We start from the raw sequence: 26,305 nt of genomic DNA on the forward strand, positions 1-26,305 counted from the left end.
CCAGCTAAACACCTAAGGAAAAATCCAGATGGCAGCTAAAGAAGTCAAATTCGGCGTCGATGCACGCGACAAGATGCTGCGTGGCGTCGACATCCTCGCCAACGCCGTCAAGGTGACGCTCGGCCCCAAGGGCCGCAACGTCGTCCTCGACAAGTCGTTCGGCGCTCCCCGCATCACCAAGGACGGCGTCACCGTCGCCAAGGAGATCGAGCTCGACGACAAGTTCGAGAACATGGGCGCCCAGATGGTGCGCGAAGTCGCCTCCAAGTCCGCCGATGCGGCCGGCGACGGCACCACCACCGCAACCGTGCTCGCGGCCGCGATCGTCCGTGAAGGCGCCAAGTCGGTTGCCGCCGGCATGAACCCGATGGACCTGAAGCGTGGTATCGACCTGGCCGTGGAAGCCGTGGTCGCCGACCTCGTCAAGAACTCCAAGAAGGTCACCTCGAACGACGAGATCGCCCAGGTCGGCACCATCTCGGCCAACGGCGACGCCGAGATCGGCAAGTTCCTCTCCGACGCCATGAAGAAGGTCGGCAACGAGGGTGTCATCACCGTCGAGGAAGCCAAGTCGCTCGAGACCGAGCTCGACGTTGTCGAGGGCATGCAGTTCGACCGCGGCTACATCTCGCCCTACTTCGTCACCAACGCCGACAAGATGCGCGTTGAGATGGACGACGCCTACATCCTCATCAACGAGAAGAAGCTCTCCTCGCTGAACGAGCTGCTGCCGCTGCTCGAGGCCGTGGTGCAGACCGGCAAGCCGCTGATCATCGTCGCCGAGGACGTCGAAGGTGAAGCCCTCGCGACCCTCGTCGTCAACCGTCTGCGCGGTGGTCTGAAGGTCGCGGCCGTCAAGGCTCCGGGCTTCGGCGATCGCCGCAAGGCCATGCTGCAGGACATCGCGATCCTGACCGGCGGCCAGGCGATCTCGGAAGATCTCGGCATCAAGCTCGAGAACGTCACGCTCAACATGCTCGGTCGCGCCAAGAAGGTGATGATCGACAAGGAGAACACCACGATCGTCAACGGCGCCGGCAAGAAGGCCGACATCGAGGCGCGCGTGGCCCAGATCAAGGCGCAGATCGAGGAGACCACCTCGGACTACGACCGTGAGAAGCTCCAGGAGCGTTTGGCCAAGCTCGCAGGCGGCGTCGCGGTGATCCGCGTCGGCGGTGCGACCGAGGTCGAGGTGAAGGAGCGCAAGGATCGCGTTGATGACGCGATGCATGCGACCCGCGCAGCGGTCGAGGAAGGCATCGTCCCGGGCGGCGGCGTCGCCCTGCTCCGTGCCTCCGAGCAGCTCAAGGGTCTGCGCACCAAGAACGACGACCAGAAGACCGGCGTCGAGATCGTGCGCAAGGCGCTCTCCGCGCCCGCTCGCCAGATCGCGATCAACGCCGGTGAAGACGGCTCGGTGATCGTCGGCAAGATCCTGGAGAACAAGACGTATGCTTACGGCTTCGACTCCCAGACCGGCGAGTACGTCAACCTGGTCACCAAGGGCATCATCGACCCGACCAAGGTGGTCCGCACCGCGATCCAGAACGCAGCCTCGGTTGCGGCTCTGCTGATCACCACGGAAGCCATGGTCGCCGAGCTGCCCAAGAAGGGCGGCGCCGGTCCGGCAATGCCCCCGGGCGGCGGCATGGGCGGCATGGACTTCTAAGTCCAGCCACCTCCGGCGAAGCCAAGAAATGCGAAACCCCGGCAGCGATGCCGGGGTTTTTGTTTTTTAGGGTCCCAATCTCTCCACTCGTCATTCCGGGGCGCCCCCCTTGGGCGCGAGCTATGATGCGCAATTGCGCATCATAGCTCGGCGTTTTGCGCCGCCCCGGAATGACGAGCGGGGCCTCACCACACCTTGCCCAGCCGCTCCATGCGCGGCTCGCCGTTGGCGTTGAGCGACCAGAATATCCGCGTCGTCACACGGCCGACGAGATTGTCCATCGGCACAAAGCCCATCGCACTCATCGCGCGGCTGTCGGTGGAGTTGTCGCGGTTGTCGCCGAGCACGAAGAAATGGCCCGGGGGCACCGTGTAGACATTGGTGTTGTCGTAATAGCCGTTGTTGATGCAGTCGTAGGTCAGGTAGCTGGCGCCGTTCGGCAGCGTCTCGCGCCAGCGCTTGATTTTTGCACCGGCCTCTAACCCGCAGGCGGACCCGCCGCCGGCCAGATCCCGAAGCGCTGTGCGGGTGACCGGCTTGTCGTTGAGGACGAGTTGCCCCTCCCGCACCTGGATGCGATCGCCGGGCAGACCGACCACGCGCTTGACGTAGTCGACCGAGGTGTCCTTCGGGTTGCGAAACACGACGACGTCGCCGTAGTCGGGCTCCGCGGCGAAGAAGCGGCCCGAGATCCAGGACGGTGCAAAGGGAAACGAATAGCGGTCGTAGCCATAGGCATATTTCGCGGCCAGGACGTAGTCGCCGACCATCAGCGTCGGCTGCATCGAACCGGAGGGGATGTTGAAGGGCTGATACAGGAAGATGCGAAACAGGAACGGTGGCGACCACAGCACCGGGATCAGCAGGATCAGGATGACGATCGCCTTCCATTCCCGGGATTTGGCCTGCGGCCGGATGGTTTCCTGAAGAGTGGTCATGCGCATGCCCCGCCCAAGACTGAGGTTGTCGCGAGATTACGCAACCTGTGGGCGCGCGCAATCCCCGTGCTTGCCAGACTTGGTCGTTCTGTTCTCGGACCGTGTTCAACAGGGCCGGCACAAGCCATCAGCCACGTGACAAATCCCTGAAGCAGTGGCGCACCCATTCGATCGTCAACCGCGTCGCGGGATCGCGCTTGAGATGGTTCTGCACGAGCAGCCAGACGTCGCGGCGCTTCGGAAGCAAGGTCGCGCGCAGGCTGCGGTCGGCCAGCAGCGATCCGCAATTGTGTTCGGGCAGCACGCCGACGGCCTGATGCGACCTGATCATCGTGCTGATGACGCGGACATTGTCGGTGATGCAGCGCGCGGCCTGCAGCCGCTTTGCGCGCAGGAACTGCTGCTCCGGGATGGCGTCGAGCTCGTCCGGATAGGCGCAGACGATCGATGTGGCATCGGCGGCCTCGGCCGGCTCGAAGAAATACAGCCGCACCTCCGCGAGCTTCGAGATCGTGAAGTCGCCCTTGTCCGGCTTGCGCAGCCGGATGGCGAGGTCGGCCTGCCAGCGCGAGAACTTGACGTTTTCGCTCGAGGTCAGGAATTGCAGCGTCAGGCCCGGATTGTCGCCCAGGAATTTTGCGGCGCGCGGCGCCAGCAGCTCCTCCGCGACCGAACTGGTCGAGGCGATGCGCAGCCGGCCGACCGGACCCGGCTGGCTCTCACGCAGACGATCGATCGCCGCGACATGCGCCGCCATTGCGCCGACATGCTCGAGCACCGCCTCGCAATGCCGCGTCGGGCGGCGCAGCCCGTCCGCGGCCTCGAACAGCGGCACGCCGAGATCGCGCTGGATGCGCGCCAGCCGGCGGCCGACGGTGGTCTCGTCGATGCGCAGCCGCGCGCTGGCGCCGGCATAGGTGCCCTCGTCCCGCACGGCCGCGATAATGCGCAGATCGTCCCAGTTCATCGCAGCGAGCCTAGCAGGCACCGCCGACGCCTGCAAATTCGCAGCCATCTGCTGCAATAGTCCTGCACAATGGCAGGCCGCCGCCGCGCTAGTGTCGGACCATCCGATATTCTCGAAAGGCCTGACCGGGATGACCGCTCCAAAGACCCTGCTCGAACTCGCCGGCGCCGACCTCAATCCACCGAAGCTTGGGGAATCCTGTCTCGTGCTGATCGACATCCAGAACGAATACCGCACAGGCCCGCTGGCGCTGCCGGATGCCGAGACCGCGATTGCCGCGGCTGCCCGCCTGCTCGCACGGGCCCGGCAGAGCGGCGCTGCGATCATCCATGTCGCGCACAAGGGCCGCGCCGGCGGCCTGTTCGACCGCGAGGCCGAGCGCGGCGCGATCGTTGCGAGCCTGGCGCCGCTCGCGACCGAGACCGTGATCGAGAAGGCGCTGCCGAACGCCTTCGCCGGAACCGACCTGCAAGCCCGGATCGCTACGACCGGACGCAAGGACATCGTGCTGGCGGGCTTCATGACCCACATGTGCGTCAGCTCGACCGCGCGCGCCGCGCTCGACCTCGGCTTGCGCACCACGATAGCGGCCGATGCCTGCGCTACGCGCGACCTGCCCGACGGACGCGGCGGGGCGCTGGCCGCAAAGACCATTCACGAGGTCGCACTGGCCGAGCTGTCGGACCGTTTCGCGATCATCGCGCGCGGCGATGCGCTGAGCTGATCATCCTGGAGCGGAACGCCATGCTGCAACTCTACTTCTGGCCGATGGCCTGCTCACTCGCCAGCCGCATCGCCCTGATGGAAGCGGGCATCGAGGCGCGCTATCACCTCGTGCATCTCTGGACCAAGAAGCGCATCGAGGACGATGCCGACTTCCGCGGCATTTCACCGAAAGGCGCGGTCCCGGTCCTGGTGCTGGAGAACGGCGAGCGGCTGACCGAAAGTGCGGCTGTGCTGCAATACATCGCCGATCTGAAACCGGAGACCGGCCTCGCGCCGGGGTTCGGCGATCCCGACCGCTACCGGCTGCAGGAATGGCTGAGCTTCATCGGCACCGAGATCCACAAGGGATTTCTGTTTCCGACCTTCTGGTACAAAGAGGATGCGCCCAGGGCCGCGCGCGAGCGGATCGATGAGAGCGTCGCGATCGCGGCCGATCATCTCAAGGTGCGTGAGCATCTCGTCGGCGACCGTTTCTCCGTGGCGGATGCTCACCTCACCTGGGCGCTATTGCTGCTGCGTTATGCCCGCGTCGATATCGACCGCCATCCGTCGCTGGTCGATTATCTCGAACGGATGCAGGCGCGGCCTGCCGTACGGGAGGCAATTGGGATCGAGATGGCGCTACGAAAGACGGTGGCGGCTTAATTGTTTTGAGCATGATCTTTTCGGAAAACTGCTGCACACTTTTCCGGATCATGCTCTAGTTCTACTGCGTCACAAATTTCGGGCGTGGTCGCATTTTGCTTTGGCCGCAACACGGGCATCGCGGCAAGGTTCTGGCGATCGCGTTGGCCAAACGGATGCGCATGGTCGCGATTGAGTTCGGGATGTGACGTTCAGGCCGCAACGGCAGTACCTCTGGGTCGGTAACCTGCGGGAAGGGCAAGTTGCGGGAAGATCGGGGCGTGACGAGGTCCTGAGGGGGGAATCGTCTCCCTTTCGGAGATCAGGAATCCGTAAGCTGCGATGCAGAGCGTTGCGTGATGATGGAAGCCACGCCATCCCCGACCTTCAAAATGCCCGAGGCCGACTTCTTGCTTGAGCTCCTGATAGTCGCGCTCAATGCGCCAACGCAGCTTGGCGAAGTAGACCAGACGGTGAAAGGCGATATCGGCGGGAAGCGTCGACAAAAAGTATTTGGTCGGCTCGGTCTCGTCCTTGGGCCACTCGATCAAGAGCCATTCTTGCGGGCACGGCTCGTGGCGCCTTTCGTCACGCCGCGCGGCACGCACCCGCACCCGCGCAAAGCGCGAAGACATGGTTTCCGCCGAACCTTCTCGCCATTCGATGGTGCGCCAGGCGCGCTTGGGCAGGCCGAGTGCAAGGTCTTTGACTGAGACCGGCCAATGCTTGGCGTCGCGCTGCAGGCGCTTTGGTGGCCGTCCGCGGCCCGACCAAGTCTTCGGCGGCAGCGGTCCCGTCCCGTCTGCCCACACCGTCGTATTCGACAGAATGCCCGCGACGTAAGCCAGCCCCAGGGCCGTGATGTCGGCGCGCAGATTGCTGTTATTGCCATAGCCGGCATCCAGCAGCGCCGCGCCACGCGGCAGACCAGCCGCGCAGGCCCAGTGCAGTTGCTCCAGCGCGATCTCATGCTTGGTCTTGAAGCCAATATCTTCAGGAACCCCCACCTTGCGCAGACGATCGCTATCCTCCGCCCATTCCTGCGGCAGATACAGCCGGTACGCCACCGGCAGGCTCGCATGTTCGTTGGCAATCGACAGCGACACCGCGACCTGGCAGTTGTCCTCCTTACCAAGTTGACCGCAATATTGCCGCGCAACACCGACCGACTGCCGCCCCTTCTTCGGCAGTCCAGTATCGTCGATAATCCACGCTTCGATCGGGCCGTGACGCTCGATCTCGGGCAAGACCTTCTCGCGCACCTTGGCCAAGACGCGTTCGTCGGACCAACGTCCCTCGCCGACAAAATGCAGAAGCGATTGATGCTGGGCGGCCACCCGCGCCGGTGCCGTGACCGCTGCGATCGGTTCGACGCTCTTGCGCTCGCCTCGCAGCATCAGCCCGGTGCAATAATCGCGAAGCGGCTGCTCTCGGTCTTTGTGCCCGATCACGCTCGCAAGCCCCTCGACATAGGCGGCAAATCGCGATTCACTGCTCTTAAACCTTCGGCGATCCATCCTCAGCCCCTACCGCTGGCCTGAATCCCGCCCACTACCTGATTCCTGAATCCCTGGTACTGCGACTTTCTGACTCAGTAGAACTAGCTGGGCGCGGATCAGTCGACCCGCGACAGCACCGCGAGCCTGCGGATGCCCTTGTTGCGGTAGGCATCGAGGAACGCGTAGTAGTCCTTGAACGACACGCAGCCGTTGGAATCGCCGTTCGGCCCGAGCATGAAGGTGTGGGCGAGCAGGCCGTCGCGACCGTAGATCGCGTTCTCGCCGCCGATCGGGGTCAGGCGCAGCGCGGGCACGCCGTGGAACAGCGCTTCGCGCGGCTTCAGGTCGTAGATGTGCGGCGGGGTCACGCCACGCATGCGAATGCGCGACGAACGGGGATCGTCGAGATTGGAGCCGAGGCCGGAATGCGCCTCGAGCCTGGTGCCGTCGGGCAGATACACCATCTTCGCGCTGATGTCGTAGACCGCGGTCGAGCGGTCATAGGGCGGCGCGCCGCCGAGCATCGGATTCTGCTCCTTCGGCGCGATGCTCGCGGTCACGCTGGCATCGGCGGAGGCATAGGCGAGCAGCCCGCCGGACGGATCGCGCTTGCCCCAGAGCTTTTCGACCATCGACTGCCGCGGCCCGGTGATCGACATCACCGCCGCCTTGGCGCGATCGGCGAAGGATTTTGTGGGCTTTGCCTCAGGTGCTGGCACGATCTCGGCCGGGTCGGCCGAGGCAAGCTGCACCGGCGCATCGGCGCGCTTGGCCTTCGCATCCGCGATCTTGTCACTGATCTTGTCGGTGACCTTGGCAGGGCTCAGCGGCTTCAGCGCCTCCGCGACCTTCGCGATGACGGTCGGCTTCGCGGTGTCGGCAATCTTTGTTGCGGGAGCCTGAGCTACGGCGCTCGCCGCATTCGATTGCACGCCCTGCGTTGCAGCCGCGGCAAAGCGTTCGTTGAACATCTCGCGCGAGATCGGCGCGGCCACCTGCAGCCGGTCGGGCAAGAGCGCGAAGGCTTCCTTGACGGCTTCGCCCGCCTCGCGCAGCACGACCTTGGGCGCGCGCCTGATCACGGGCTCGTCGTAACCGAGGCTGCCGACGGTCGGATAGACGCTGGCGGCGAAGATGTTGCTGTAGATGGTCCAGCCGGCGCCAATCACGGCGCAGCCGATCGCGGCGGCGCCAAGCAGGTTGTGGGTGGTCATTTTTCGGGAAGACTTCCGAAGAGAATTTTTCGAGAGCTTCTTGGACTTCCGTGCCGCGTTACTTTGCGCAGCGATACTCGTACTCATTCGCCTTGCGTCCAGGACGGTGTCACTCAGTCCCCCTTCGAAGTGCCGCTGGTCACGTTCCGGGAACAGCATCTCGCAGAGGGGCGGAGCGTCATTAAGGCGACTTTTAGTTAAATGCGGATTAAGTTCGGGCGGATGTTGGGCAACGGTTAACGCTGTCCCATTTCAAGAAAAAAGCCCGCAGAACTACGGACTTAGTCGCATCTGTTAACCATGTTTCTCGGCCGGTTTGGCGCGATCATCGGGTGCCTCCGGCCGTCTCCTATGGCGCATCCAACCAAGTCATTTTCGTGGTCTTCAACGTCGCCGGACCATAGCTCCGAAGCATTGCGCGAGGCTGGCGCGCTCCGCCTTCCATCCGGCACGCGTGCGCAATCGTCGGCGCGGCAGCGGCCGGCGCGAACGCCGCCTGACCGAAAGTTGATCGCGCGCAATCTGGAAATGGACCCCGCGAGAAAATAGCTCCCATTGGGGCACTTTTCAGCAGCCTCTGCGCGTGATACGGCGCCGTATCAACATCGCCTTGGAATGTGCCGCGCACGAATGGAGGCCGCCATGAGAAGGGTCGCGGGCGCCGGGTCATTTGCTCTGGGGCTATCGTTTTTGTTGATTGGATACGCAGCCGCGCAGCCTGCCGCCAATGCCGGTTGCACGCCGTCGGCATCGGCCGCCGGCACGCAGACCTGGCGCTGCGACAACGGCATCACGATCGTTGCGGAAAACGGCGCCAGATTTGAACTTAAGGACGCCAACCGCGACGGACATATTGACTCCGTGGAGTTGAGCAGCAAAGCCCTGCTGATCGAGGTTCCCAGGAAGCCGGGCGGCAACCCCTTCAAGGTGCTGACGCCGCAGGCGATCGCCGCGGTGCGCGGCACCAGATGGGCCGTCGATGTCGCCGAGGCAAAGACCTCCGTGTTCGTTGCCGACGGACGCGTCGGCGTGAGCCGCAGGGCGCGCGGACGCGGCGTCGTGCTCGGACCGGGCGAAGGCGTCGACGTCGAAGCAACCGGCCCGCTGACCGTCAAGCAATGGGGCCAGCCGCGCATTGACGCCCTGATGGCGAGGCTTGGACGGTAAGACTTGGACGGTAAGGCTTACACGGTAAGGCTTGGACAAAAAGAAGATTGCAGAACGACCTATGAATAGCCGACGCGTTCAGATCCTGGTGGCACTCGTCCTCACCGCGCTGTGGGGCGCCGGCATCTATGCCGGCCATGCGAACGGCCATCTGCGCTTTCTCGATCGTCTCGAGGCAACGCTGACCGACCTGCGCACGCTGGTCCGCGGCGTGCAGCGTCCGCCCGATCTCGTCACCATCGTCGCGATCGACAACACTGTGGTGAAGCGTGGCGGCAGCTATCCGCTGCCGCGCGCCGATCTCGCCCGCGTCGTCGACACCATCGTGCAGTTCAAGCCCAAGGTCGTCGCGATCGACCTGCTCCTGGTCGACCGCAGCGCTGCGATCGGCGACGCCACGCTGGCGCATACGCTGGCCACCGGTCCCATGGTCCTTGCCGCCGCGGCGATCTTCCCGACCGCCAGCGAGGCCGTGGCAACGAGCAGCGAGGGCCACCTCGCCGCCCTGCCCCAGGCCGAGCGCTTCCTGCTGCCGCTTCCCGCATTCGCCGATCACGCCGACGTCGGCGTCGTCAACGTCGCGACGGGACAATCGGGCTCGCCGCTCTCAGTCCCGATGCTGTTTCGCACGCGCGACAAGGTCGAGCTGTCGTTCCCCTTGCGGGTGGCGAGCCGTGCGCTCGATCAGCCACTGACGATAGCGCCGGACCATCTCATGCTCGGCGATCGCGCGGTGCCGACCGACACCGACTTCGCGCTGCCGATCACCTTTTACGGCCCGCGCCGCACCATCCGCACCGTCAGCGCGCAGAGCATATTCGACGGCACGCTCGACCGCGCGGCGATCGAGAACCGGATTGTCGTGATCGGCGCCTCGGTCTCCGGCGGCGGCGACTTCTACCCGACACCGTTCGACTCCCTGATGCCCGGCGTCGAGGTGGTCTCGACCGCAATCACGCATCTCGTGGCCGGCGACGGCATCGTGCGCGACCGTAAGGTCCATATCGCCGACGCGCTCGCGGCGATCCTCTTGCCGATGCTGCTGGTGAGCTTGCTCGCCTGGCGGCGAAGCGCGTTCGGCCTCGTCGCGGCGGCCGCGGTGATGCTGGCCTGGGCCGGGCTCAACCTGTTCGCGTTCACGCACGGCGTCTGGCTGAATGCCGCGACCACGCTCGCGGCCGCGGTGCCGCCGGTTGCGGTCTTCGCCGGAGTGCAGCTGTGGGCGGGAGGCCGTCGCACGCAATATCTCGCGGCCAAGAGCCGATCGCTCGCGCAGTTCCAGGCGCCGGCGGTGCAGGAGTGGCTGGCACGCGATCCCAACTTCCTGGCGAAGCCGGTCCGGCAGAACGCCGCAATCGTCTTCATCGATTTGTCCGGCTTCACGGCGCTGAGCGAACGGATCGATCCTGATGCGCTCCGGGATCTCCTGAAGGCGTTTCACGCGCTGATCGACAAGGCAGCACTCGACTGTGGCGGCATGATCACCGGCTTTCTCGGCGACGGCGCCATGATCCTGTTCGGATTGCCGAGCGCGATGCCGGATGACGCGGCCCGTGCGCTCAAATGCGCGATCGACCTGCACCGCGGCGTCGAACGCTGGATCGCGTCGCTGCCTCCTGAAATCGGGGATCAGGTCGGCTTCAAAATCGGCGCGCATTTCGGCCCGATCGTCGCCTCCCGCCTCGGCGAGAGCCACCAGCACATCACGGCGACGGGCGATAGCGTCAACGTGGCGAGCCGGCTGATGGAGGTTGCCGCCCGGAACGATGCGCGGTTCGCACTGAGTGATACGCTGCTCGATGCCGCCGACTTCCACGGCGATCCCGACGGCATTCTGTCAGGTCCCCTGCTCACGCAAGTCCGCGGCCGCTCGGGCGTCCTGACCGTCTGGTTCTGGCGCGACCAAGACAGGCCCAGCCAGGCCACGGCCAAGGCCGAGATGATCGATTGATCGTCGTGGCCGCTACCGCGCTTCCGGCGGCGGCGAGCGGTCCAGGACGTCGCCCTTGGTACCTTCCAGCAGATAGATGCCATAGGTCTCGACCACGAGCGGCCCGCGCTTGCGCTGCAATTCCGCGACGCGCGTCACCTGCGCAAAGAGGTCGTTGAGAAAGGGGGGCCCCTCGGGGCGCAGCTCATCGACATAGATCAGCTTGCCCGCAAGCAGTTTTGCATCGGGCTCGGGCATGTTGACCCAGCGGATGCGCTGATTCTGCTGCGCCACACAGGTGCCGCGCGGCAAATAGAAGGCGAGCCAGCCCGTCGTGCCGTAGTCCGGCGCAAGCACGCACGTCGCACCGTTGCGGGCGCGCGCCGCTTCGATTCCGGCAGCGAGCTCGCGCCAGCCGACGCCGACGCTGCGCACGGTCGCATCGCGGCGATAGCCGGACAGGATGCCGGTATTGGCCTGCACGATGAGGGCCGCAAACATCACGATGCCGGTGGGCGCGGCCCAGCGCAGGCAGAAATCCACCAGGCGCTGCTGGCGTGGCTTCCACTGCACGAGGTTGGTCGCGGCGGCCGCAGCGACGACGAAGGGCGGATAGACCGGTGCGAACCAGTTGGCTTCGACGCGGGCATGCAGCGAATGCCAGACGAAATAGGCGACGATGGTCCAGAACAAGGTCTCGATCAGCACGCGCGAGGCCAGCGCGCCGGCCCTGCGCCAGGTCAGCGCGTGCAGCCCCATCGCGCCGAGGATGAAGACCAGCGGGGTCGCGAACGCGATCTGGGTCGGAATCAGCTCGGCGATGAAGACGGGACGGAAATCCTCGATCCTGGCGCGCCCGAGCTGCTTCGTGAACGAGACCCATTGATGGTCCGCATTCCAGAGGATCACCGGCGAAAACAGCGCGAACGCAACGAGGCCGCCGAGATAGGGCCAAGGCGAGAGGAACCAGCGCCGCATCTTTGGTACCGCCGCGAGCCAGATCAGGATCGCAGGGCCGAAGAACATCGCGGTATATTTCGACAGCAGCGCCGCGCCGACAGCTGCGCCGACGGCGAGCCACCAGACACCGCGGCCGGTCTCCAGCACCTTGGCGAGGAAGAACAGTACGAAACTGGAGGCCACCAAAAGCGGTGCATCGGGCGTAACGATCAGCGTGCCGACCGCGGCCAGCAGCGTCACGTTGAGCAGGATGGCGCTGGTTGCGGCCACACGCGCGCCGCCGAACAGGATCGCGGCGGAGCGGTAGATCGCATAGCTCATCGGCAGCGCGAGCAGGATCGAGACCAGGCGAACGCCGAGCTCGGTGTCGCCGGCGATCATGGTGCCGGCGCGGATCACGTAGGCAACCATTGGCGGGTGGTCGTAGTAACCGCCCGCCAGGTTCTTCGACCACATCCAGTAATAGGCTTCGTCGAAGGTGATCGGCGTGAAGGCAGCCGCGACTAGCCGCAGCACGATCAGCGCAAGGATCACCAGTGCCGTGTTGCGGACGATCCGCGCGTCAGCCCCGCCCATACCCGATTCCTTGGCGCGCTATTTCTTGCGCCAGACGAACAGTCCGGACATCGCGTAATTCCACACCACGCCCATCAGCGCGCCGGCCGCCCCCGCAAGCCACCAGATCGGCTCCTGGTCATAGACCGAGAAGGCGACGCCGACATTCGCAAGCAGGCCGACGCTGCACACGATGTAGAAGGCGATCAGGCCGCGCAGAAGCGCAAAGCCCTTCAGCCGCTGATCGCGATAGGTGAGGAAGTTGTTGAGGATGAAATTGCTGGTCATGGCGACGATAGCGCCGCAGGCCTGCGCTTCCGCGAACGGCTCCTTGAACAGCTCGAGAGCGATGAATAGCGTGGCGAGATGCACCACGAGGCCGATGCCGCCGACCATCGCGAACAGCAGGAAGCGTAGCGAGACAGCATCGTTGGTGAACTTCGCCAGCACCAGGCCGAGAAAATCCAGCGCGACCATGGAATCGAGCTTGCTCTCGCCGTGCTGGCGCTCGCCAAACGTGTACGGAATTTCGACGGCGCGCAAGCTGCCGTTCGCGCTCGCGACGAGGTCGAGCAGGATCTTGAAGCCGTGCACCGAAAGCTTTGGCGCCAATTGTTCGAAACGGTCGCGACGAACCATGAAGAAGCCGCTCATGGGATCGGCGATCTCGACCCGCAGCATCTTCTTTGCCACTTCGGTGGCAAGCGCGCTGGCACCGGCGCGCTGGCTGTTGAAGCCTTCGCTCTTGTAGCCTTCGATGTAGCGGCTGCCGACGACGAGATCGCCCTGCCCGCTCGCCAGCAACGACAGCATCTTCGGCAGTTGCGTCTCGTCATGCTGGAGATCGGCGTCGATCACGGCCGCGTAAGGCGCGCTCGAGGCCAATATGCCCTCGATACAGGCGCCCGACAGGCCGCGGCGGCCGATGCGGCGGATGCAACGCACGCGGCTGTCGCGCTGGGCTAGCGCACGCACGACGTCCCAGGTGCCGTCGGGCGAATTGTCGTCGACGAACACGACCTCCCACGCGATGCCGGTAAGCGACGCCTCCAGCCGCCGGTACAGCACCGTGACATTGTCGCGCTCGTTGAAGGTCGGGACGACGACCGACAGCTCTGGCGACCGCGAACCTGCCGCTGGGGCCTGCGGGCTGTCGGGGCCCGGTCTGATCGCTTCATTCATGACGGGAGCGTATATCCGCCGCGTCCTGCGATGCCAAGCCGGGGTTTTTCAGGGGAGAGGCCGAAAGGGGGCCCAAAATGGCAACGACCCCGGAACAACGGGCGCGCGTACATCCGGCGCAGCCTGAGCTATTCCAAGGTCGTCTCAGCAACGGAGATTGTCACTCAACGTTGCCGTTACAAAGCTAGATAGGAACGACATAGACGCTTCGCAAGGGGCCCAAAGGCCCTTTTCGAGCCCCTATTGGTTGGGGACGTCCCGGATCACAGGACCTCTGGGCGCGGGCGCGGCAGGGGTCGCGGCCGGAGCCGGCTCGACTTTTACAGGCTTGGCGGGCTTGCCGTATTGACCGATCGGTCCGAAGACGACGGCGACCGCAAGCACCATCGCCGCGACGATCGCGCCAAAAATGCCACCCACCGACTCAGACGACATAGCAGCCTATCCCCGTTCCAGATGCGGCCGACGATACCATGGATGGACGCATGGCCGGAAGAGCCCTCCGCGGAGGGGCGAATAGCGAATGGCGAGTGGCGAATAAGGAGAGCTGGCTTTCTGCCCTATTCGCTATTGGCCATTCGCCACTCCCCTACTTTGCTGGCGGCCTATGCTTGACGAAGGCCGTCACGATGTCCTTCTGCGCGGACTCGACTGCCCTGTTCGCGGTCGCGAGATGAGCGCCGGAATCGATGGTCGGATACTGCGTGGAGAGAAAGTCGAGCAGCGCCACCCGGTAGTATTGCCGCTCCGACCGACAGGCGCCGGCGACCGATCGGCCAAAATCCTGCTCCGACAGGCCCTGATTGCTGTCGCGCGAATATTCCCGCGCCAGGCAATGCCAGTAGTCGTCGCGGCCCTGAATGGCGAGCTTCTGGGCTGCCTTCGCATCGTCATCGTCAGCCATGGCAGCAGATGTCATCATCACGAGCGCCGCTCCCACGATCAGCATCCGCATCTTGTTCTCCCTCTCGCAGATCCCGGCGCGAGCTTAGACGGCACGCTGCAACTGGCCAATCACATCTCGTTTGATTAGGATGAAGTCCCTCCTCCCATCCGAGATCATCCCGTGGCCAAAGCAAAAACCGCGTCAAAAAAATCCGGCAACATCTTCATCGGCATCGGCGGCTGGACCTTCGAGCCCTGGCGCGGCGTGTTCTATCCGGAGAAGCTGACGCAGGCCAAGGAGCTGTCCTATGCGGCCTCGAAACTCACCTCGATCGAAATCAACGGCACCTATTACGGCTCGCAGAAGCCGGAGAGCTTCCGCAAATGGGCAAGCGAGGTGCCGGAGGGTTTTGTGTTCTCGGTGAAGGGGCCGCGCTTTGCGACCAACCGCCGCGTGCTGGCGGAGGCCGGCGATTCCATCAAGCGGTTCTATGATTCCGGCGTGCTGGAACTCGGCGACCATCTCGGCCCCGTGCTGTGGCAGTTCGCGCCGACCAAGAAATTCGACGGCGCCGATTTCGGCAAATTCCTCGAGCTCTTGCCGCGCAAGCTCGAGGGGCGTGCGCTGCGCCATGTGGTGGAGGTCCGCCACGACAGCTTCTGCACGCCAGACTTCATCACGCTGATCCGCAAATTCGAGACGCCGGTGGTGTTCGCCGAGCACGGCAAATATCCGGCGATCGCCGACGTTGCCGGCGATTTCATCTATGCCCGGCTTCAGAAGGGCAATGACGAGATCAAGACCTGCTATCCGCCGAAACAGCTCGATGCCTGGAGCAAGCGCTTCCAGGCCTGGGCCGAGGGAAGCGAACCCGACGACCTGCCGAAGGTCGACAAGGCCAAGCCGAAGAAGGAGCCGCGCGACGTGTTCGCCTACGTGATCCATGAGGGCAAGGTGCGCGCGCCCGCCGGCGCCATGGAACTGATCGCGCGGGTGGCCTGAGGAAAGTCCATGGCAAAGGCGAAGAAGCTCTTCACCATCGGTTATGAGCAGACACCGCCGAAGGCCGTGCTGGAGCTGGAGCAGGCCGGTGTCAAGCTCGTGGTCGACGTGCGCGCGGTGACCTCCTCGCGCCGACCGGGCTTTTCGAAGAAGCAGCTCGCCGCGGGCCTGGACGAACGCGGCATCGCCTATGTCCACCTCGCCGCGCTCGGCACCCCGAAGGAAGGACGTCTCGCCGCGCGTAGCGGGCAGTACGATGTGCTGGAGAAGATCTATTCAAAGCACCTGAAGACGCCGCAGGCCAGGGAAGAGATGGACGAACTCTCGGCGCTGGTGAAGAAGGCCGGGCCGGTCTGCTTGCTCTGCTACGAGCGCGACCACACGCATTGTCACCGCCAGATGATCGCGGAGGTCATCGAGGAGCGGGATGGCGTCGCGGTGAGGAATTTGGCGGGGCGGCAGGTGTAGCCATTCGTCATTCCGGGGCGCGACGAAGTCGCGAGCTATGATGCGCAATTGCGCATCTGAGAATCCATCGAGCCGCAGAGTTGGTGGATGAATGGATTCCGGGTTCGCGCTACGCGCGCCCCGGAATGACGGATGGAGAGACTTACCCCTCCCCCGCCAGCCGGAACGTCCCTTCCATCATCTGCACGCAACTGCCGCCGACATGGGCGGAGACGATCCTGCCGGCCTGCTTGCGCACGCGCGTCAGGAGCAGGCTCGGCCGCCCCATGTCAAAGCCCTGGCCGACTGTGAGCTTCAGCTCGCCGTCGCGCGTGGAATCGAGTTCGGCGAACAGCGCGGCGGCCGCAACTGTGGCGCTGCCGGTGGCGGGATCCTCGGCCAAGCCGCTGGCGCCGCGCATGAACATCCGCGCCTGCCGCTCGCACGGCGCCTCCGCCGCGGACAGATCGCGCGTATAGAACCACACCGAGAAGGCGCCGTCGCGCGGCAGTACCCGGCCGAACGCCGCATCGTCGGGCTTCGCGCGCCGCACGGCCTCGCGCGAGCGCACCTCCGCCACCACGAACGGCGTTCCGACGCCGACAACCTGCGGCGCGTGGCGGTCGCTGCTGATGTCATTCGCGGTCAGCGAGATGCAGGCCGCGACGTCGGCGGCGGAAAGCTGCGCGAGGCGCGAAAGCGGCTGTGGCGCGGTAAGCTCGGTGCTGACTACGCGGCCCTGCTCTCTCCGAATCTCGACCGGCACTAGCCCAGCCTTTTCCTCGAACAGAAAGCGCGGATTCGGCTCTTTCGCGATCGTGGCAAGCACGAACGCGGTGCCGACATTGGGATGGCCCGCGAAGGACAGCTCTCTGACCGGCGTAAAGATGCGCACCTCGGCGTCATTCGCCTTGTCGCGCGGCGGCAGCACGAAGGTGGTCTCGGAATAGTTGAACTCGGTCGCGATCGCCTGCATCCGAGTTGTCGACAGCCCGCCGGCGTCGAGTACCACGGCGAGCTGGTTGCCGCCGAAGGCGCGGTCGGTGAACACGTCGACGGTGATGTAGCGGCGCTGCATCTTTGCTGTCCTCACGCAAATCGCAGCCGCGATCGGCTGCATCGCCGGCAGTCTACAAGCCGACGATGCCATCCGTCATGCCCCAAAACTCGGAGCATTCAGAGCAATCGCGGATGACGCGTCAGAAGCGAAAGAGCGACCGCGGCGCTGCCAGCACTTGCGCCCGCTCGCTCGGATCGGCGATCACCGCATCGAGAAACTGCAGGTTCTTGGTGTAGGTCTGTGTCGTCTCGAACTGCGTGTGCGGCCAGTCGCTGCCCCACAACAGGCGATCGAGGCCGTAGGCATTGCGCAGCAGCGGATAGGCCTCCTTCGCAAAACTTTCGCCGGGCGCGCCGTTGCGATACGGCGCCGAGATCTTGACCCAGACATTCCGTGTTGCGCCGAGCTTCAGTACCGACTGAAAGCCGGGATCGGCGACGCCGAGTTTTGGATCAGGCAGCGCGTAGTGGTCGAGCACCACAGCGACGTCGTGGTCGAGAAGCTGCGGCGCGAGCACGGCGAGATCGGACGCATTGCGCTGGACCTCGACCTGCCAGCCCATCGATTTCACGTTCGCCAGTAGCGCCTTCCATTCGGCGGCAACGAGATCAGGCAATGGCTGGCCGACGAGATTGAGGCGAACGCCGACGACGCCGGCACGATCCAGCGCGCGGAGTTCGTCCGCAGAGACAGCAGGATCGACGACGGCGATGCCGCGCAGCCGGCCCGCCGCCACCTTCAGGCTCTCGACCAGATAAGAGTTGTCGGTGCCGAGAAAGCTCGGCTGCACCAGCACGCCGCTGGTCATGCCGTTACGATCGAGCTGCTCCAGATAGAGCGACAGCGGCGCGTCGTAGTCCGGCGCATAGCGCCGGCCCGGCGCAAGCTTCAGGCCTCGATGGAAGACATGCGCGTGGGTATCGATCGTCTTCAAGCTCGTCTCACTCATCGCTTGACCCGCGAGGGCCACAGCCGGCAGGAGGGACGCAACGCCTGCGGCAAATTGACGGCGCGTGAGGCCGCGTTGGTCGAACATCATGGCTGCTGCTCCCCATCCGGCGTCAGGCGCGCGACGGCGCGGTCTGCTCAAAGACCTTGCCGCGGGTTTCGGGCAACAGGACCACCGCGATCAGCACCAGCGAATAGGCAAACGCCGCATCGATGCCGATGGCAGGCCCGAGCCCGATGTGATCGCTGAGGTAGCCGACCAGGAAGGGGAATGCGGCGGAAACGATGCGGCCGAAATTGTAGCAGAAGCCGACGCCGGTGCCGCGCACGCCCGCCGGATAGAGCTCGCTGAACAGTGCCGCCATGCTGGCGGGAATTCCGGCGGAGAAGAAGCCGAGCGGAAAGCCGAGCACCAGCATCTCGCCATTGGTCAGCGGCGCGAAGATATAGACCAGCACAGTGATGATGCAGGCGCTGGCGAAGAAGGCGACATTGGCCCTGCGGCCGATGCGGTCGCTGATGATGCCGCTCGCTATGCAGCCGCAGAAGAAGGCGACGATGATGACGGCGAGATAGCCGCTGGAGCCGAGCACCGACAGATGCCGCACCTCGCGCAAGTAGGTCGGCAGGAAGGTGGTGAGCGCGGCATAGCCGCCATGCGCGCCGATGCCGAAGAGACCGCCGATCAGGGTCGCGCGCAGCACGTCGCGATGGAAAATGCCGGAGAGCGTCGCGAGAAACGGCGTCTTCTCGCTGGCTGTGACACGCGGCGGCTCCTTCAAACCGCGGCGTATGAAGATGATGAGGAGCGCGGGCAAGAGTCCAAGCGCAAACAGCAGCCGCCAGGCGACGTCAGCGGGCGCGTAGGTAAAGACCAGCGCCGAGAGCAGCACCGCAGCGCCCCAGCCCACCGCCCAGGCGCTCTGCACCGAGCCGAGCGCCTTGCCGCGATGCTCGGCGCGGATGATCTCGGCCATCAGCACCGCGCCGCAGGCCCATTCGGCGCCGAAGCCGAGGCCCTGGATGGCCTTGAGCACTAGGAGCTGGGTGTAGCTCATTGCGAATGCGCAGGCGAAGGTCGCCAGCGCAAAGGTCGCAACGGTGATCTGGAGCGCCTTGACGCGGCCGAAGCGGTCGCCGAGGGCGCCACCGAGCCAGCCGCCGAACGCACCGAAGAACAGCGTGACCGAACCGAGCAGGCCAGCATCGGCCTTGCTGATGCCGAACGCCGCGATCAGCGCGGGGATGGCGAGGCCGAACATCTGGACGTCGAGCGCATCCAGCGCCCAGCCGCCGAAGCTTGCCCAAAACGTCCGCTTCTCGAGCGGCGAGCATTCGCTGTACCAGTTCGACATTGTTTCTCCCTGAACTTTTTGTTGCTTGATGCTGTTGAAGCCGCTTTCAGCGAATCTCCGCGTGGTAGCGGAAGCGGTCGGCCGGCCCGCGCGACCTCCGCCATTCGATCGGCCGCCGTTCGAGGTCGAGCGCGAGGCGTTCGATGACGATCAAAGGCGCGTGCGCCTCGAGCCGCAACAGACGCGCCTGCATCTCATTGGCCATCTCGACCGTCAGGACTTCCTCGGCCGAAACCACCACCTCGCCGCAGCGCTCCTCATAGAGCGGATAAAGCAGGTCGCCGAATTCGGCGGTGTCGATCTCGAGGATTTGCGCGAAGCGCGACTGCTGGAGCCAGATTTCTTCCGCGAGCAGCGGCACGTCGTCGATCAGGCGCAGGCGCGACAGGCTGATCACGGGCTCGCCGACCGCGATGCGCAGCGCCGATGCGACGGCCGATGTCGCCGGCACGCTCTTGCGCCTGATAATGCGGCTCTTCGGCACGCGCCGTTCGCCGCTCTCGGACTGGAAGCGGAAGAAGCGGAACAGCGAGGAGTTGAAGCGCGCCCGGCGCACAAAGGTGCCGCGGCCCTGCTGCCGCTCCAGCACGGAGTCAGCGACAAGCTGGTCCATCGCCTTGCGCACGGTGCCGATGGCGACGCCGTAATGCGCGGCAAGCTCGGCTTCCGACGGGATCGGCTCGCCCGGCCGCCACTCATTGCGGTTGATCCGCGCGGCGAGGTCGTCGCGCAGGCGCTGATAGCGTGGCAGGCGGTCGTCGAGCGGCGCTGAATTCATATAGTCATATAGATGACTAGATGAGAGGCGGGTCAAGCGCTACCTAAACACCTCTCTCCTATCCTAACTGAAACACCGCCACCGGCCGTTCATAGCCGCGCACCTCGACCTCGCCGAGCGCCACCGCATCGCCGCCGTCCTCACCGAGCGCCTCGCGCACCGCCGACGAGATCAGGAAGTGCGAGCCGAACTCCTTGTTCAGCGCCTCCAGCCGCGAGGCAAAGTTCACGGTGTCTCCGATCACCGTGTATTCCTTGCGCCGCGGCGAGCCGATATTGCCGGCGACGACCTCGCCGAAATGGATGCCGATGCCGATCTTGAGCGGCCAGCTCGTTTGCGCGTTGATGCGCTCCATCGCGGTCAGCATCTCGCGGCCGGCGGCAACCGCGCGATGCGCGGCGTCGGAAGCCTCCAGCGGCGCGCCGAACAGGGCAAGAAAGCCGTCCCCCAAGAACTTGTTCACGATGCCGCCATGGCGGTCGAGGATGTCGACCAGCACGGCGAAGGCACCGTCGAGCCGGTCGACGACCTCCTGCGGGGTCCGCGACTGCGCGCCGGCAGTGAAGCCGCGAAAATCGACGAACATGACGGCGACGCGGCGGAGGTCGCCGGCCGCACTCGTCTCCTCCGCCATCAGCCGCTCCACAACCTGCGGCGAGACGTGCTGGCCGAACAGGTTCGTCACCCGGTCGCGCGCGGTGGCCGCCGCGATGCTCGCTGCAAATTGCCGCCGCAGCCGCGCGCCGACGGCGCCCGCGAGCACGCCGCAGATCAGGATGATGGTGCTGCGCACTGAGTGGAAGTAGATCAGGGGGTCGCCGGCGTCGCTAGCCGAGTTGTAATGCAGCGCGACGGCCAAGAGTTCGGCTGCGGCCACAAATCCCGTGAAGGTGGACAGCCAGAAATCGAGCCGCAGCGTCGAAAGAATGATGAAGATGAAATAGACCAGTGGCAGCACGAAACCGAGCGCCTGGCTCGCCCCCATGCTGCGAATCTGCAGGATCAGGATGATCGTCGGCAGCGACGTTTCGATGAGGGCGCCGATATAGCGCCTGATCACCGGCAGGTCGCGATCGAGCTTGAGGTTTCGCCTGATCTGGCTGTGGACCCAGACCTCGAAGAGGATGAAGCCCGCCAAGAGGATGTATTCGTGAACGAGGCCCTCCGTCCCGCGCCAGACCCGGTTCACGAGGGCAGGGTCGATCAGATAGGTTGCGGTGAGGAACAAGATCATGACGCAGCCAGTGATGATCAGTGTCCGCACCCGCAACAGCTCGGTGCGCAGCACTTCCCGTGTCAGCTCGCGCTCGAAATCCTCGGACAAGACGGCTTTCCGCCGCGTCTTCCTGCTCGCAAAGCTGACCATTCCGCCCCCTAGTCATTCCGGGGCGCGACGAAGTCGTGAACCCGGATTCCGGGTTCACGCTTCGCGTGCCCCGGAATGACATTGGGCATTGTGCCTCAATCCAGCGTGCGGCGGAAGCGCGTCACGGCGATGGTCATGGCGATCAGCATCAGAACCGCCAGCGCCAGCGCATCATAGCGCACATTCTGCATGGCCGCGCCCTTCAGCATGATGGCGCGGACGATGCGCAGATAATGCGTCAGCGGCAGGCACTCGCCGACATATTGCGCCCAGGCCGGCATGCCGGCGAACGGGAACATGAAGCCGGACAGCAAGATGCTCGGCAGGAAGAACATCATCGACATCTGCATGGCCTGGAGCTGATTCTGCACCACGGTCGAGATCGTGTAGCCGATCGACAGATTGGTGGTGATGAACAAGGTCGACAGTAGCGCCAGCAGGAACAGGTTGCCGAGCACAGGCACGCCGAACAGGCCGACGCCGATGCCGATGATCAGGAACGCCTGGACGAAGCCGACCAGCACGTAAGGGATGATCTTGCCGAACATCACCTCGACCGGCTTGATCGGCATCGACAGCAGGCTCTCCATGGTGCCGCGCTCGACCTCGCGCGTCACCGAGAGCGCGGTGAAGATCAGCATGGTCATGGTGAGGATGGTACCGACGAGGCCCGGCACGATGTTGAGGCTTGAAGATGCCGCCGGATTGTAGCGCGCATGTGCCCGGATCTCGAACGGCATCTCCGGGGGATCGCCGATAAAAAGATCGTGCTTAAGTGCCGTCTGCACGACCATGCCGAGCGAGCCGAGGGCTGCGCTCGCCGCGACCGGATCGGTCGCATCGGCTGCGACCAAGAGCGCCGGTCTGTCGCCGCGCCGCACCGCCCGCTCGAAGCCGCGCGGGATCTCGACGCCGAACAGCACCTTGCCGGATTTCAGCAGATTGTCGAAATCGTCGATGTCATGCACTTCGTAGATGAAGCGGAAATAGGCGGTGTTCTCCAGCGCCTTCAGGATCGAGCGGGCGAGATCGCTGTCCTCCTGCAGCAGCACCGCGCTCGGCAGATTGTGCGGCGTGGTGTTGATGGCGTAGCCGAACAGCATAAGCTGCATCACCGGCAGCATCACGATCATCGCAAAGGACACGCGATCGCGCTTGAGCTGGATGAACTCCTTGATCAGCATCGCATAGGAGCGCCGCCAGAAGCCGAAGCGCTCGCGGATTTCGCGTGCCGGAGCCGGATGATCGACGACGCTCATTGGAAATTATCCTTGGAGCGGCCCATCAGTTCGATGAACACGTCTTCGAGCGACGGCGACGATTTCTGCCAATGCAGGCCGCGTCTGCCGCGCCACGGCGAGATGCTCGCTTCGAGTGCCGCGACATCGCGGCCCGAGACATGCAGCGAGGTGCCGAACGGCGCCACCATGTCGACGCCGGGCTTGCCGGTGAGCTCGGCCGTGAGCCCGTTCAGATCTTCACCCGTCACGGTGTAGGTCGTCAGCGCGGATTTCGCGATCACCTCGTCCACGGTGCCATGCGCCAACAGGTGACCGTAGGCGATATACGCGATCTCGTGACAGCGCTCGGCTTCGTCCATGTAGTGTGTCGACACCAGAACGGTGAGGCCATCGGCAGCGAGCGCGTGGATCTCGTTCCAGAAGTCGCGCCGCGCCTTGGGATCGACGCCGGCGGTCGGCTCGTCCAGCAGCAGCAATTGCGGATTGGGCAGCGTGCAGGCACCTAACGCAAGGCGCTGCTTCCAGCCTCCGGAGAGTTCGCCCGCGAGCTGCTCCTCACGACCTGATAGCCCGAGCCGCTTGATCATGTCACGCGCCGCACCGCGCGCATCGCGCAGGCCGTAGAGCCGCGCGACGAATTCCAGGTTCTCGCGCACCGAGAGATCCTGATACAGGCTGAAACGCTGGGTCATGTAGCCGACCTGGCGCTTGATGCGGTCGGCATCGCGGCGGATATCGTAGCCGAGGCAGGTGCCCTCGCCGCTGTCGGGCGTGAGCAGGCCGCAGAGGATGCGGATGGTGGTGGTCTTGCCCGAGCCGTTCGGCCCGAGGAAGCCGTAGATCGAGCCGCGCTTCACCTGCATCGACAGATCGTGCACGACCTCGCGGCCGCCGAACGATTTGGTCAGGCCCTTGACCTCGATCGCGATGCCGTTGCCCGCCGCGCCGTTCATCGCTTGTCCGCCACAGGAGTCTTGGGGTTGAGATAGACGCTGATCGGCTGCCCGACGCGCAGGGCATCGGGCCGCGAGGGCCGCGCCTGGATCAGATAGACGAGCTTGTTGCGTTCATCGAGGCTGTAGATCACCGGCGGGGTGTATTCGGCCGTGGTCGCGATGAAATAGATCTTTGCGGTGAGATCGGCCGCGCAATTGTCGCAGACGACCCGCACCGTGTCGCCGATCGCAAGCTTCGGCAGCTCGGTTTCCGGCACGAAGAAGCGCAGCTTCATGTTGCCGGGCGGCATGATCGAGAGCACCGGCCGCTGCGCCGCCACCATCTCGCCCTCGCGGAAATAGATCTGCTGAATGGTGCCGGCGACCGGCGCAAAACCCTTGCGCCGCGCCATCCGCGTCTCCGACGTCGCCACCCGCGCTTCGGCAACACGCAGGGCGGAAACGGCGGAATCGAGATTGGCTTGGGTGCCGGAGCCGGTCTTGTTCAGCGAGGCCGCGCGATCATAGGTTTGCTGCGCGTTCGCGAGCGTCGCCTTGTTCTGGTTGAGATCGGCAAGCTGGAGATCGTCGTCGACGGAATAGAGGGCCTCGCCGACCTTGACCTCATCGCCTTCGCGGACGTTGAGTCTTGTGACCCGGCCCGCTTCGTCCGGGCTGACAAAGATCATATCGGCCTCGACCCAGCCCTGGAAGCCGGGATCGCGCTTCTCGTTGCAGCCGGCAAGCCCGGCTGCGAGCACAATGGCCAATGCGAAACTGAAAATCCCTTGCGACGACCTCATGTCGTGCTCCGTTCGCCAAAAATCAAATCGAGATGAACGCGCAGCATCTCCTGCGCGTCGAGCGGCGCATGCCGCGCAAACAGGCTCTGCCAGATCACCGCGATCATCGCCGGCGCAACCAGGATCTGCGGAAAGCGCGCGAGGTTCTTCTCGCGGATCTCGCCGCGGGCAATGCCGAGCTCGATCAGCGCGCGCATGCCGGCCATCCCGCGCGAGACGACCTCGCGATAGTAGAAATCCGCAACGGCCGGAAAGCGCGGCCCTTCCGCCACGATCAGGCGCACGAGATCGCCGCGACGGGTGTTCGCGATTTCCTTGAGGAAGTTGGTGGCAAACGCCTCAACAAGGTCGCGCACCGAGCCGGTCGTCGCCGGCAAGGTCGTCAGCCGCTCCACCACGGGCACGATTACGATGCGGACGAGCTCCTCGAACATCGATTCCTTGTCCTTGAAGTGCAGGTAGATCGTGCCCTTCGCCACGCCCGCGCGCTTTGCGATGTCGTCGAGCCGGGTCGCGGCGAATCCGCGCGCGATGAATTCCTCCAGCGCCGCCTCCACGATGGCGGCACGCCGCTCCGCCGTGCGCGCAGCGCGGTTCGGGGCGGGCGCCGCGGCCTCGTCCGCAGGCAGAAAAGAACCCGTCTCAGGTTTGCGGGCTTGGCGCGGAATAGCGGCTTTGGTCGGCTTCGAAGTCATTTACTATTTATGACTGACTAGTCAGTCATAGTCAACGCAAATTTGGTGTGGGATGAATTAGTATTGACTAATGCATAAGCGTGTACTAATGGATTGGATATGACCGAAGTCGCCCTCACCACCGTTACGACCGTCATGCGCGCCCTCGCTGATCCGACGCGCCGGGCCGTATTCGAACGCGTTTTCGATGCCGAGGAAATCACCGTCGGCGAGCTGACACGAGGCAGCGGCGTGACCCAGGGTGCGATCTCGCAGCACCTGAAATCCCTCAAGCAGGCCGGCCTCGTCGCCGAGCGCGCCGAGGGCCGCAACGTCTACTACCGCGCCGCGCCGCAGGGCCTCGAGCCGCTGGTCGCATGGATGGATCATTATGGCGTCTTCTGGCGCGAGCGCTTCCAGAACCTGCGTAGCCTGTTGAAGGAGATCGACCCGTGACTGCTGCCGAACTGAAAGCCGAGACACAGGACATCGTCCAAGACATCGTTCTGGACGAGGTCTTCCCTCACGCGACCGCGACGATCTGGAAGGCGCTGACAAGCGCGCAATTGATCGCGCGCTGGTTGATGCCGCCGACCGGCTTCGAGGCCATCGAAGGCAACAATTTCACGTTCAAGACGAACCCGGCCGGCGGCTGGGACGGCGTGATCCATTGCCGGGTTCTGGAGGTCGTGCCGAACCGGCGCCTCGCCTATGCCTGGAAGGGCGGCGACGCAGGCAATACCGGCTACGGCTCGCCGCTCGACACCGTGGTCACCTGGTCCCTCACCGCTGTCGAAGCCGGCACGCGCATCCGCCTGGTGCATTCGGGCTTCGTCACGCCCAAGAACGACACGGCCTACAGGAACATGAGCGACGGCTGGACCAAGGTCGTCCGGCGGCTCGATGAGATCAGTGGCGAAGACGAGTAAGGAGGTATCACGATGGACAAGCCTTATACCGGCGGCTGCGCCTGCGGCGCGATTCGCTACGAGATCTTTGGCGAGCCGGTGTTCAGCAATGATTGCCAATGCCGGGACGACGGGCCACGGCTCGCATCTGACATTTCCCCGCGTCGACGGGCCAGGCCAAGCACTGGGACATGACGGCCGACAGCGGCAATGTGAAGACGCGCGCCTTCTGCCCGGATTGCGGGGCGCCGGTCTACATGACGTTTTCCGCGATGCCCGACATCTTCACCATCCGTGCCGCGAGCCTCGACGAGCCCGCCCGCTACAAGCCGCAGGTGGTGACTTATGCTGCGCGCGGCCACGGCTGGGATCGGCTCGATCCGAGCTTGCCGAAGTTCGAGCAGATGCCGCCCATGTGAGGCGATCAAACAGCCGCGCGAGGTGCGCTCCCTCTCCCGCTTGCTGGAGAGG

The 26,305-nt window shown here is 64.7% G+C and carries 26 protein-coding genes and 1 pseudogene; 10 read left to right on the top strand and 17 right to left on the bottom strand.

All coding sequences use genetic code 11. The features are described 5' to 3' along the window. Positions 1-28 precede the first annotated feature (28 nt). The gene (gene groL, locus IVB18_RS32960) at positions 29-1,669 is read left to right on the top strand and encodes a chaperonin GroEL (protein WP_247984489.1); all 1,641 of its coding nucleotides are present in this window, start codon (positions 29-31) and stop codon (positions 1,667-1,669) included. Positions 1,670-1,854: 185 nt separating this feature from the next. Here groL and lepB read toward each other — a convergent pair whose 3' ends face one another. After that, on the bottom strand, positions 1,855-2,607 hold the full coding sequence (gene lepB, locus IVB18_RS32965) for a signal peptidase I (protein ID WP_247984490.1): 753 nt from the start codon (positions 2,605-2,607) through the stop codon (positions 1,855-1,857). 127 nt (positions 2,608-2,734) lie between these two features. Continuing rightward, positions 2,735-3,574: a LysR family transcriptional regulator gene (locus tag IVB18_RS32970; RefSeq protein WP_247991793.1), complete on the bottom strand. Its 840-nt coding sequence runs from the start codon at positions 3,572-3,574 to the stop codon at positions 2,735-2,737. A gap of 130 nt (positions 3,575-3,704) precedes the next feature. Between IVB18_RS32970 and IVB18_RS32975 the strand changes: the two genes are divergently transcribed. Next, the gene (locus IVB18_RS32975) at positions 3,705-4,298 is read left to right on the top strand and encodes a cysteine hydrolase family protein (protein WP_247984491.1); all 594 of its coding nucleotides are present in this window, start codon (positions 3,705-3,707) and stop codon (positions 4,296-4,298) included. A gap of 20 nt (positions 4,299-4,318) precedes the next feature. Further along, entirely contained in the window at positions 4,319-4,945 is a 627-nt protein-coding gene (locus IVB18_RS32980; protein WP_247984492.1) for a glutathione binding-like protein, read from the top strand. 191 nt (positions 4,946-5,136) lie between these two features. On the opposite strand, the gene IVB18_RS32985 is transcribed toward IVB18_RS32980, so the two are convergent. After that, a complete protein-coding gene (locus tag IVB18_RS32985) occupies positions 5,137-6,441 on the bottom strand; it encodes an IS701 family transposase (protein ID WP_247984493.1) in 1,305 nt (434 codons plus the stop codon). A 98-nt stretch (positions 6,442-6,539) separates the two neighbouring features. Next, the gene (locus IVB18_RS32990) at positions 6,540-7,637 is read right to left on the bottom strand and encodes a DUF2778 domain-containing protein (protein ID WP_247984494.1); all 1,098 of its coding nucleotides are present in this window, start codon (positions 7,635-7,637) and stop codon (positions 6,540-6,542) included. 642 nt (positions 7,638-8,279) lie between these two features. On the opposite strand from IVB18_RS32990, the gene IVB18_RS32995 reads away from it, so the two are divergent. Next, a complete protein-coding gene (locus IVB18_RS32995) occupies positions 8,280-8,804 on the top strand; it encodes a FecR domain-containing protein (RefSeq protein ID WP_247984495.1) in 525 nt (174 codons plus the stop codon). Positions 8,805-8,865: 61 nt separating this feature from the next. Then, positions 8,866-10,755 carry an adenylate/guanylate cyclase domain-containing protein gene (locus IVB18_RS33000; protein WP_247984496.1) on the top strand — a complete coding sequence of 630 codons (1,890 nt, stop codon included), beginning with the start codon at positions 8,866-8,868 and terminating at the stop codon, positions 10,753-10,755. A gap of 12 nt (positions 10,756-10,767) precedes the next feature. Here IVB18_RS33000 and IVB18_RS33005 read toward each other — a convergent pair whose 3' ends face one another. The 4 genes from IVB18_RS33005 to IVB18_RS33020 all read right to left on the bottom strand — a co-directional run bounded on the left by IVB18_RS33005 (position 10,768) and on the right by IVB18_RS33020 (position 14,386). Then, positions 10,768-12,270: a glycosyltransferase family 39 protein gene (locus tag IVB18_RS33005; protein ID WP_247984497.1), complete on the bottom strand. Its 1,503-nt coding sequence runs from the start codon at positions 12,268-12,270 to the stop codon at positions 10,768-10,770. Between the two features lie 18 nt (positions 12,271-12,288). Continuing rightward, positions 12,289-13,431 carry a glycosyltransferase family 2 protein gene (locus tag IVB18_RS33010; protein ID WP_247984498.1) on the bottom strand — a complete coding sequence of 381 codons (1,143 nt, stop codon included), beginning with the start codon at positions 13,429-13,431 and terminating at the stop codon, positions 12,289-12,291. Between the two features lie 240 nt (positions 13,432-13,671). After that, positions 13,672-13,866, bottom strand: coding sequence for a hypothetical protein (locus tag IVB18_RS33015; RefSeq protein WP_247984499.1), 195 nt, complete (start codon positions 13,864-13,866; stop codon positions 13,672-13,674). Positions 13,867-14,020: 154 nt separating this feature from the next. After that, positions 14,021-14,386: a hypothetical protein gene (locus tag IVB18_RS33020; RefSeq protein ID WP_247984500.1), complete on the bottom strand. Its 366-nt coding sequence runs from the start codon at positions 14,384-14,386 to the stop codon at positions 14,021-14,023. A gap of 111 nt (positions 14,387-14,497) precedes the next feature. Between IVB18_RS33020 and IVB18_RS33025 the strand changes: the two genes are divergently transcribed. After that, positions 14,498-15,319: a DUF72 domain-containing protein gene (locus IVB18_RS33025; RefSeq protein WP_247984501.1), complete on the top strand. Its 822-nt coding sequence runs from the start codon at positions 14,498-14,500 to the stop codon at positions 15,317-15,319. A gap of 9 nt (positions 15,320-15,328) precedes the next feature. Beyond that, on the top strand, positions 15,329-15,787 hold the full coding sequence (locus IVB18_RS33030; protein ID WP_247984502.1) for a DUF488 domain-containing protein: 459 nt from the start codon (positions 15,329-15,331) through the stop codon (positions 15,785-15,787). Positions 15,788-15,929: 142 nt separating this feature from the next. Here IVB18_RS33030 and IVB18_RS33035 read toward each other — a convergent pair whose 3' ends face one another. From IVB18_RS33035 to IVB18_RS33075, 9 genes are all read right to left on the bottom strand, one after another. After that, positions 15,930-16,844: a PhzF family phenazine biosynthesis protein gene (locus IVB18_RS33035; RefSeq protein WP_247984503.1), complete on the bottom strand. Its 915-nt coding sequence runs from the start codon at positions 16,842-16,844 to the stop codon at positions 15,930-15,932. A 121-nt stretch (positions 16,845-16,965) separates the two neighbouring features. Beyond that, a complete protein-coding gene (locus IVB18_RS33040; RefSeq protein WP_247984504.1) occupies positions 16,966-17,865 on the bottom strand; it encodes an amidohydrolase family protein in 900 nt (299 codons plus the stop codon). Positions 17,866-17,887: 22 nt separating this feature from the next. Further along, positions 17,888-19,129 carry an MFS transporter gene (locus tag IVB18_RS33045; RefSeq protein WP_247984505.1) on the bottom strand — a complete coding sequence of 414 codons (1,242 nt, stop codon included), beginning with the start codon at positions 19,127-19,129 and terminating at the stop codon, positions 17,888-17,890. A 46-nt stretch (positions 19,130-19,175) separates the two neighbouring features. After that, positions 19,176-19,907, bottom strand: coding sequence for a GntR family transcriptional regulator (locus IVB18_RS33050; protein WP_247984506.1), 732 nt, complete (start codon positions 19,905-19,907; stop codon positions 19,176-19,178). A 58-nt stretch (positions 19,908-19,965) separates the two neighbouring features. Then, positions 19,966-21,273, bottom strand: a complete 1,308-nt coding sequence (locus tag IVB18_RS33055; protein WP_247984507.1) for an adenylate/guanylate cyclase domain-containing protein — start codon at positions 21,271-21,273, stop codon at positions 19,966-19,968. A gap of 95 nt (positions 21,274-21,368) precedes the next feature. Next, positions 21,369-22,532, bottom strand: a complete 1,164-nt coding sequence (locus IVB18_RS33060; protein ID WP_247984508.1) for an ABC transporter permease — start codon at positions 22,530-22,532, stop codon at positions 21,369-21,371. Continuing rightward, entirely contained in the window at positions 22,529-23,467 is a 939-nt protein-coding gene (locus IVB18_RS33065) for an ABC transporter ATP-binding protein (protein WP_247984509.1), read from the bottom strand. Before IVB18_RS33065 ends, IVB18_RS33060 begins: the two co-directional genes overlap by 4 nt. Next, complete coding sequence (locus IVB18_RS33070; RefSeq protein WP_247984510.1) at positions 23,464-24,252, bottom strand: efflux RND transporter periplasmic adaptor subunit; 789 nt, start codon at positions 24,250-24,252, stop codon at positions 23,464-23,466. Before IVB18_RS33070 ends, IVB18_RS33065 begins: the two co-directional genes overlap by 4 nt. Beyond that, the gene (locus IVB18_RS33075; protein WP_247984511.1) at positions 24,249-24,947 is read right to left on the bottom strand and encodes a TetR/AcrR family transcriptional regulator; all 699 of its coding nucleotides are present in this window, start codon (positions 24,945-24,947) and stop codon (positions 24,249-24,251) included. Before IVB18_RS33075 ends, IVB18_RS33070 begins: the two co-directional genes overlap by 4 nt. 99 nt (positions 24,948-25,046) lie before the next feature. Here IVB18_RS33075 and IVB18_RS33080 point away from each other — a divergent pair, with 99 nt between their 5' ends. From IVB18_RS33080 to IVB18_RS33090, 3 genes and pseudogenes are all read left to right on the top strand, one after another. Further along, positions 25,047-25,382: a metalloregulator ArsR/SmtB family transcription factor gene (locus IVB18_RS33080; RefSeq protein WP_247984512.1), complete on the top strand. Its 336-nt coding sequence runs from the start codon at positions 25,047-25,049 to the stop codon at positions 25,380-25,382. Beyond that, the gene (locus IVB18_RS33085; protein ID WP_247984513.1) at positions 25,379-25,855 is read left to right on the top strand and encodes an SRPBCC domain-containing protein; all 477 of its coding nucleotides are present in this window, start codon (positions 25,379-25,381) and stop codon (positions 25,853-25,855) included. Before IVB18_RS33080 ends, IVB18_RS33085 begins: the two co-directional genes overlap by 4 nt. Positions 25,856-25,867: 12 nt before the next feature. Beyond that, positions 25,868-26,253, top strand: a pseudogene (locus IVB18_RS33090) (GFA family protein). Positions 26,254-26,305 lie beyond the last annotated feature (52 nt).

It is taken from the genome of Bradyrhizobium sp. 186 (genome assembly GCF_023101685.1).
Lineage (GTDB): Bacteria > Pseudomonadota > Alphaproteobacteria > Rhizobiales > Xanthobacteraceae > Bradyrhizobium.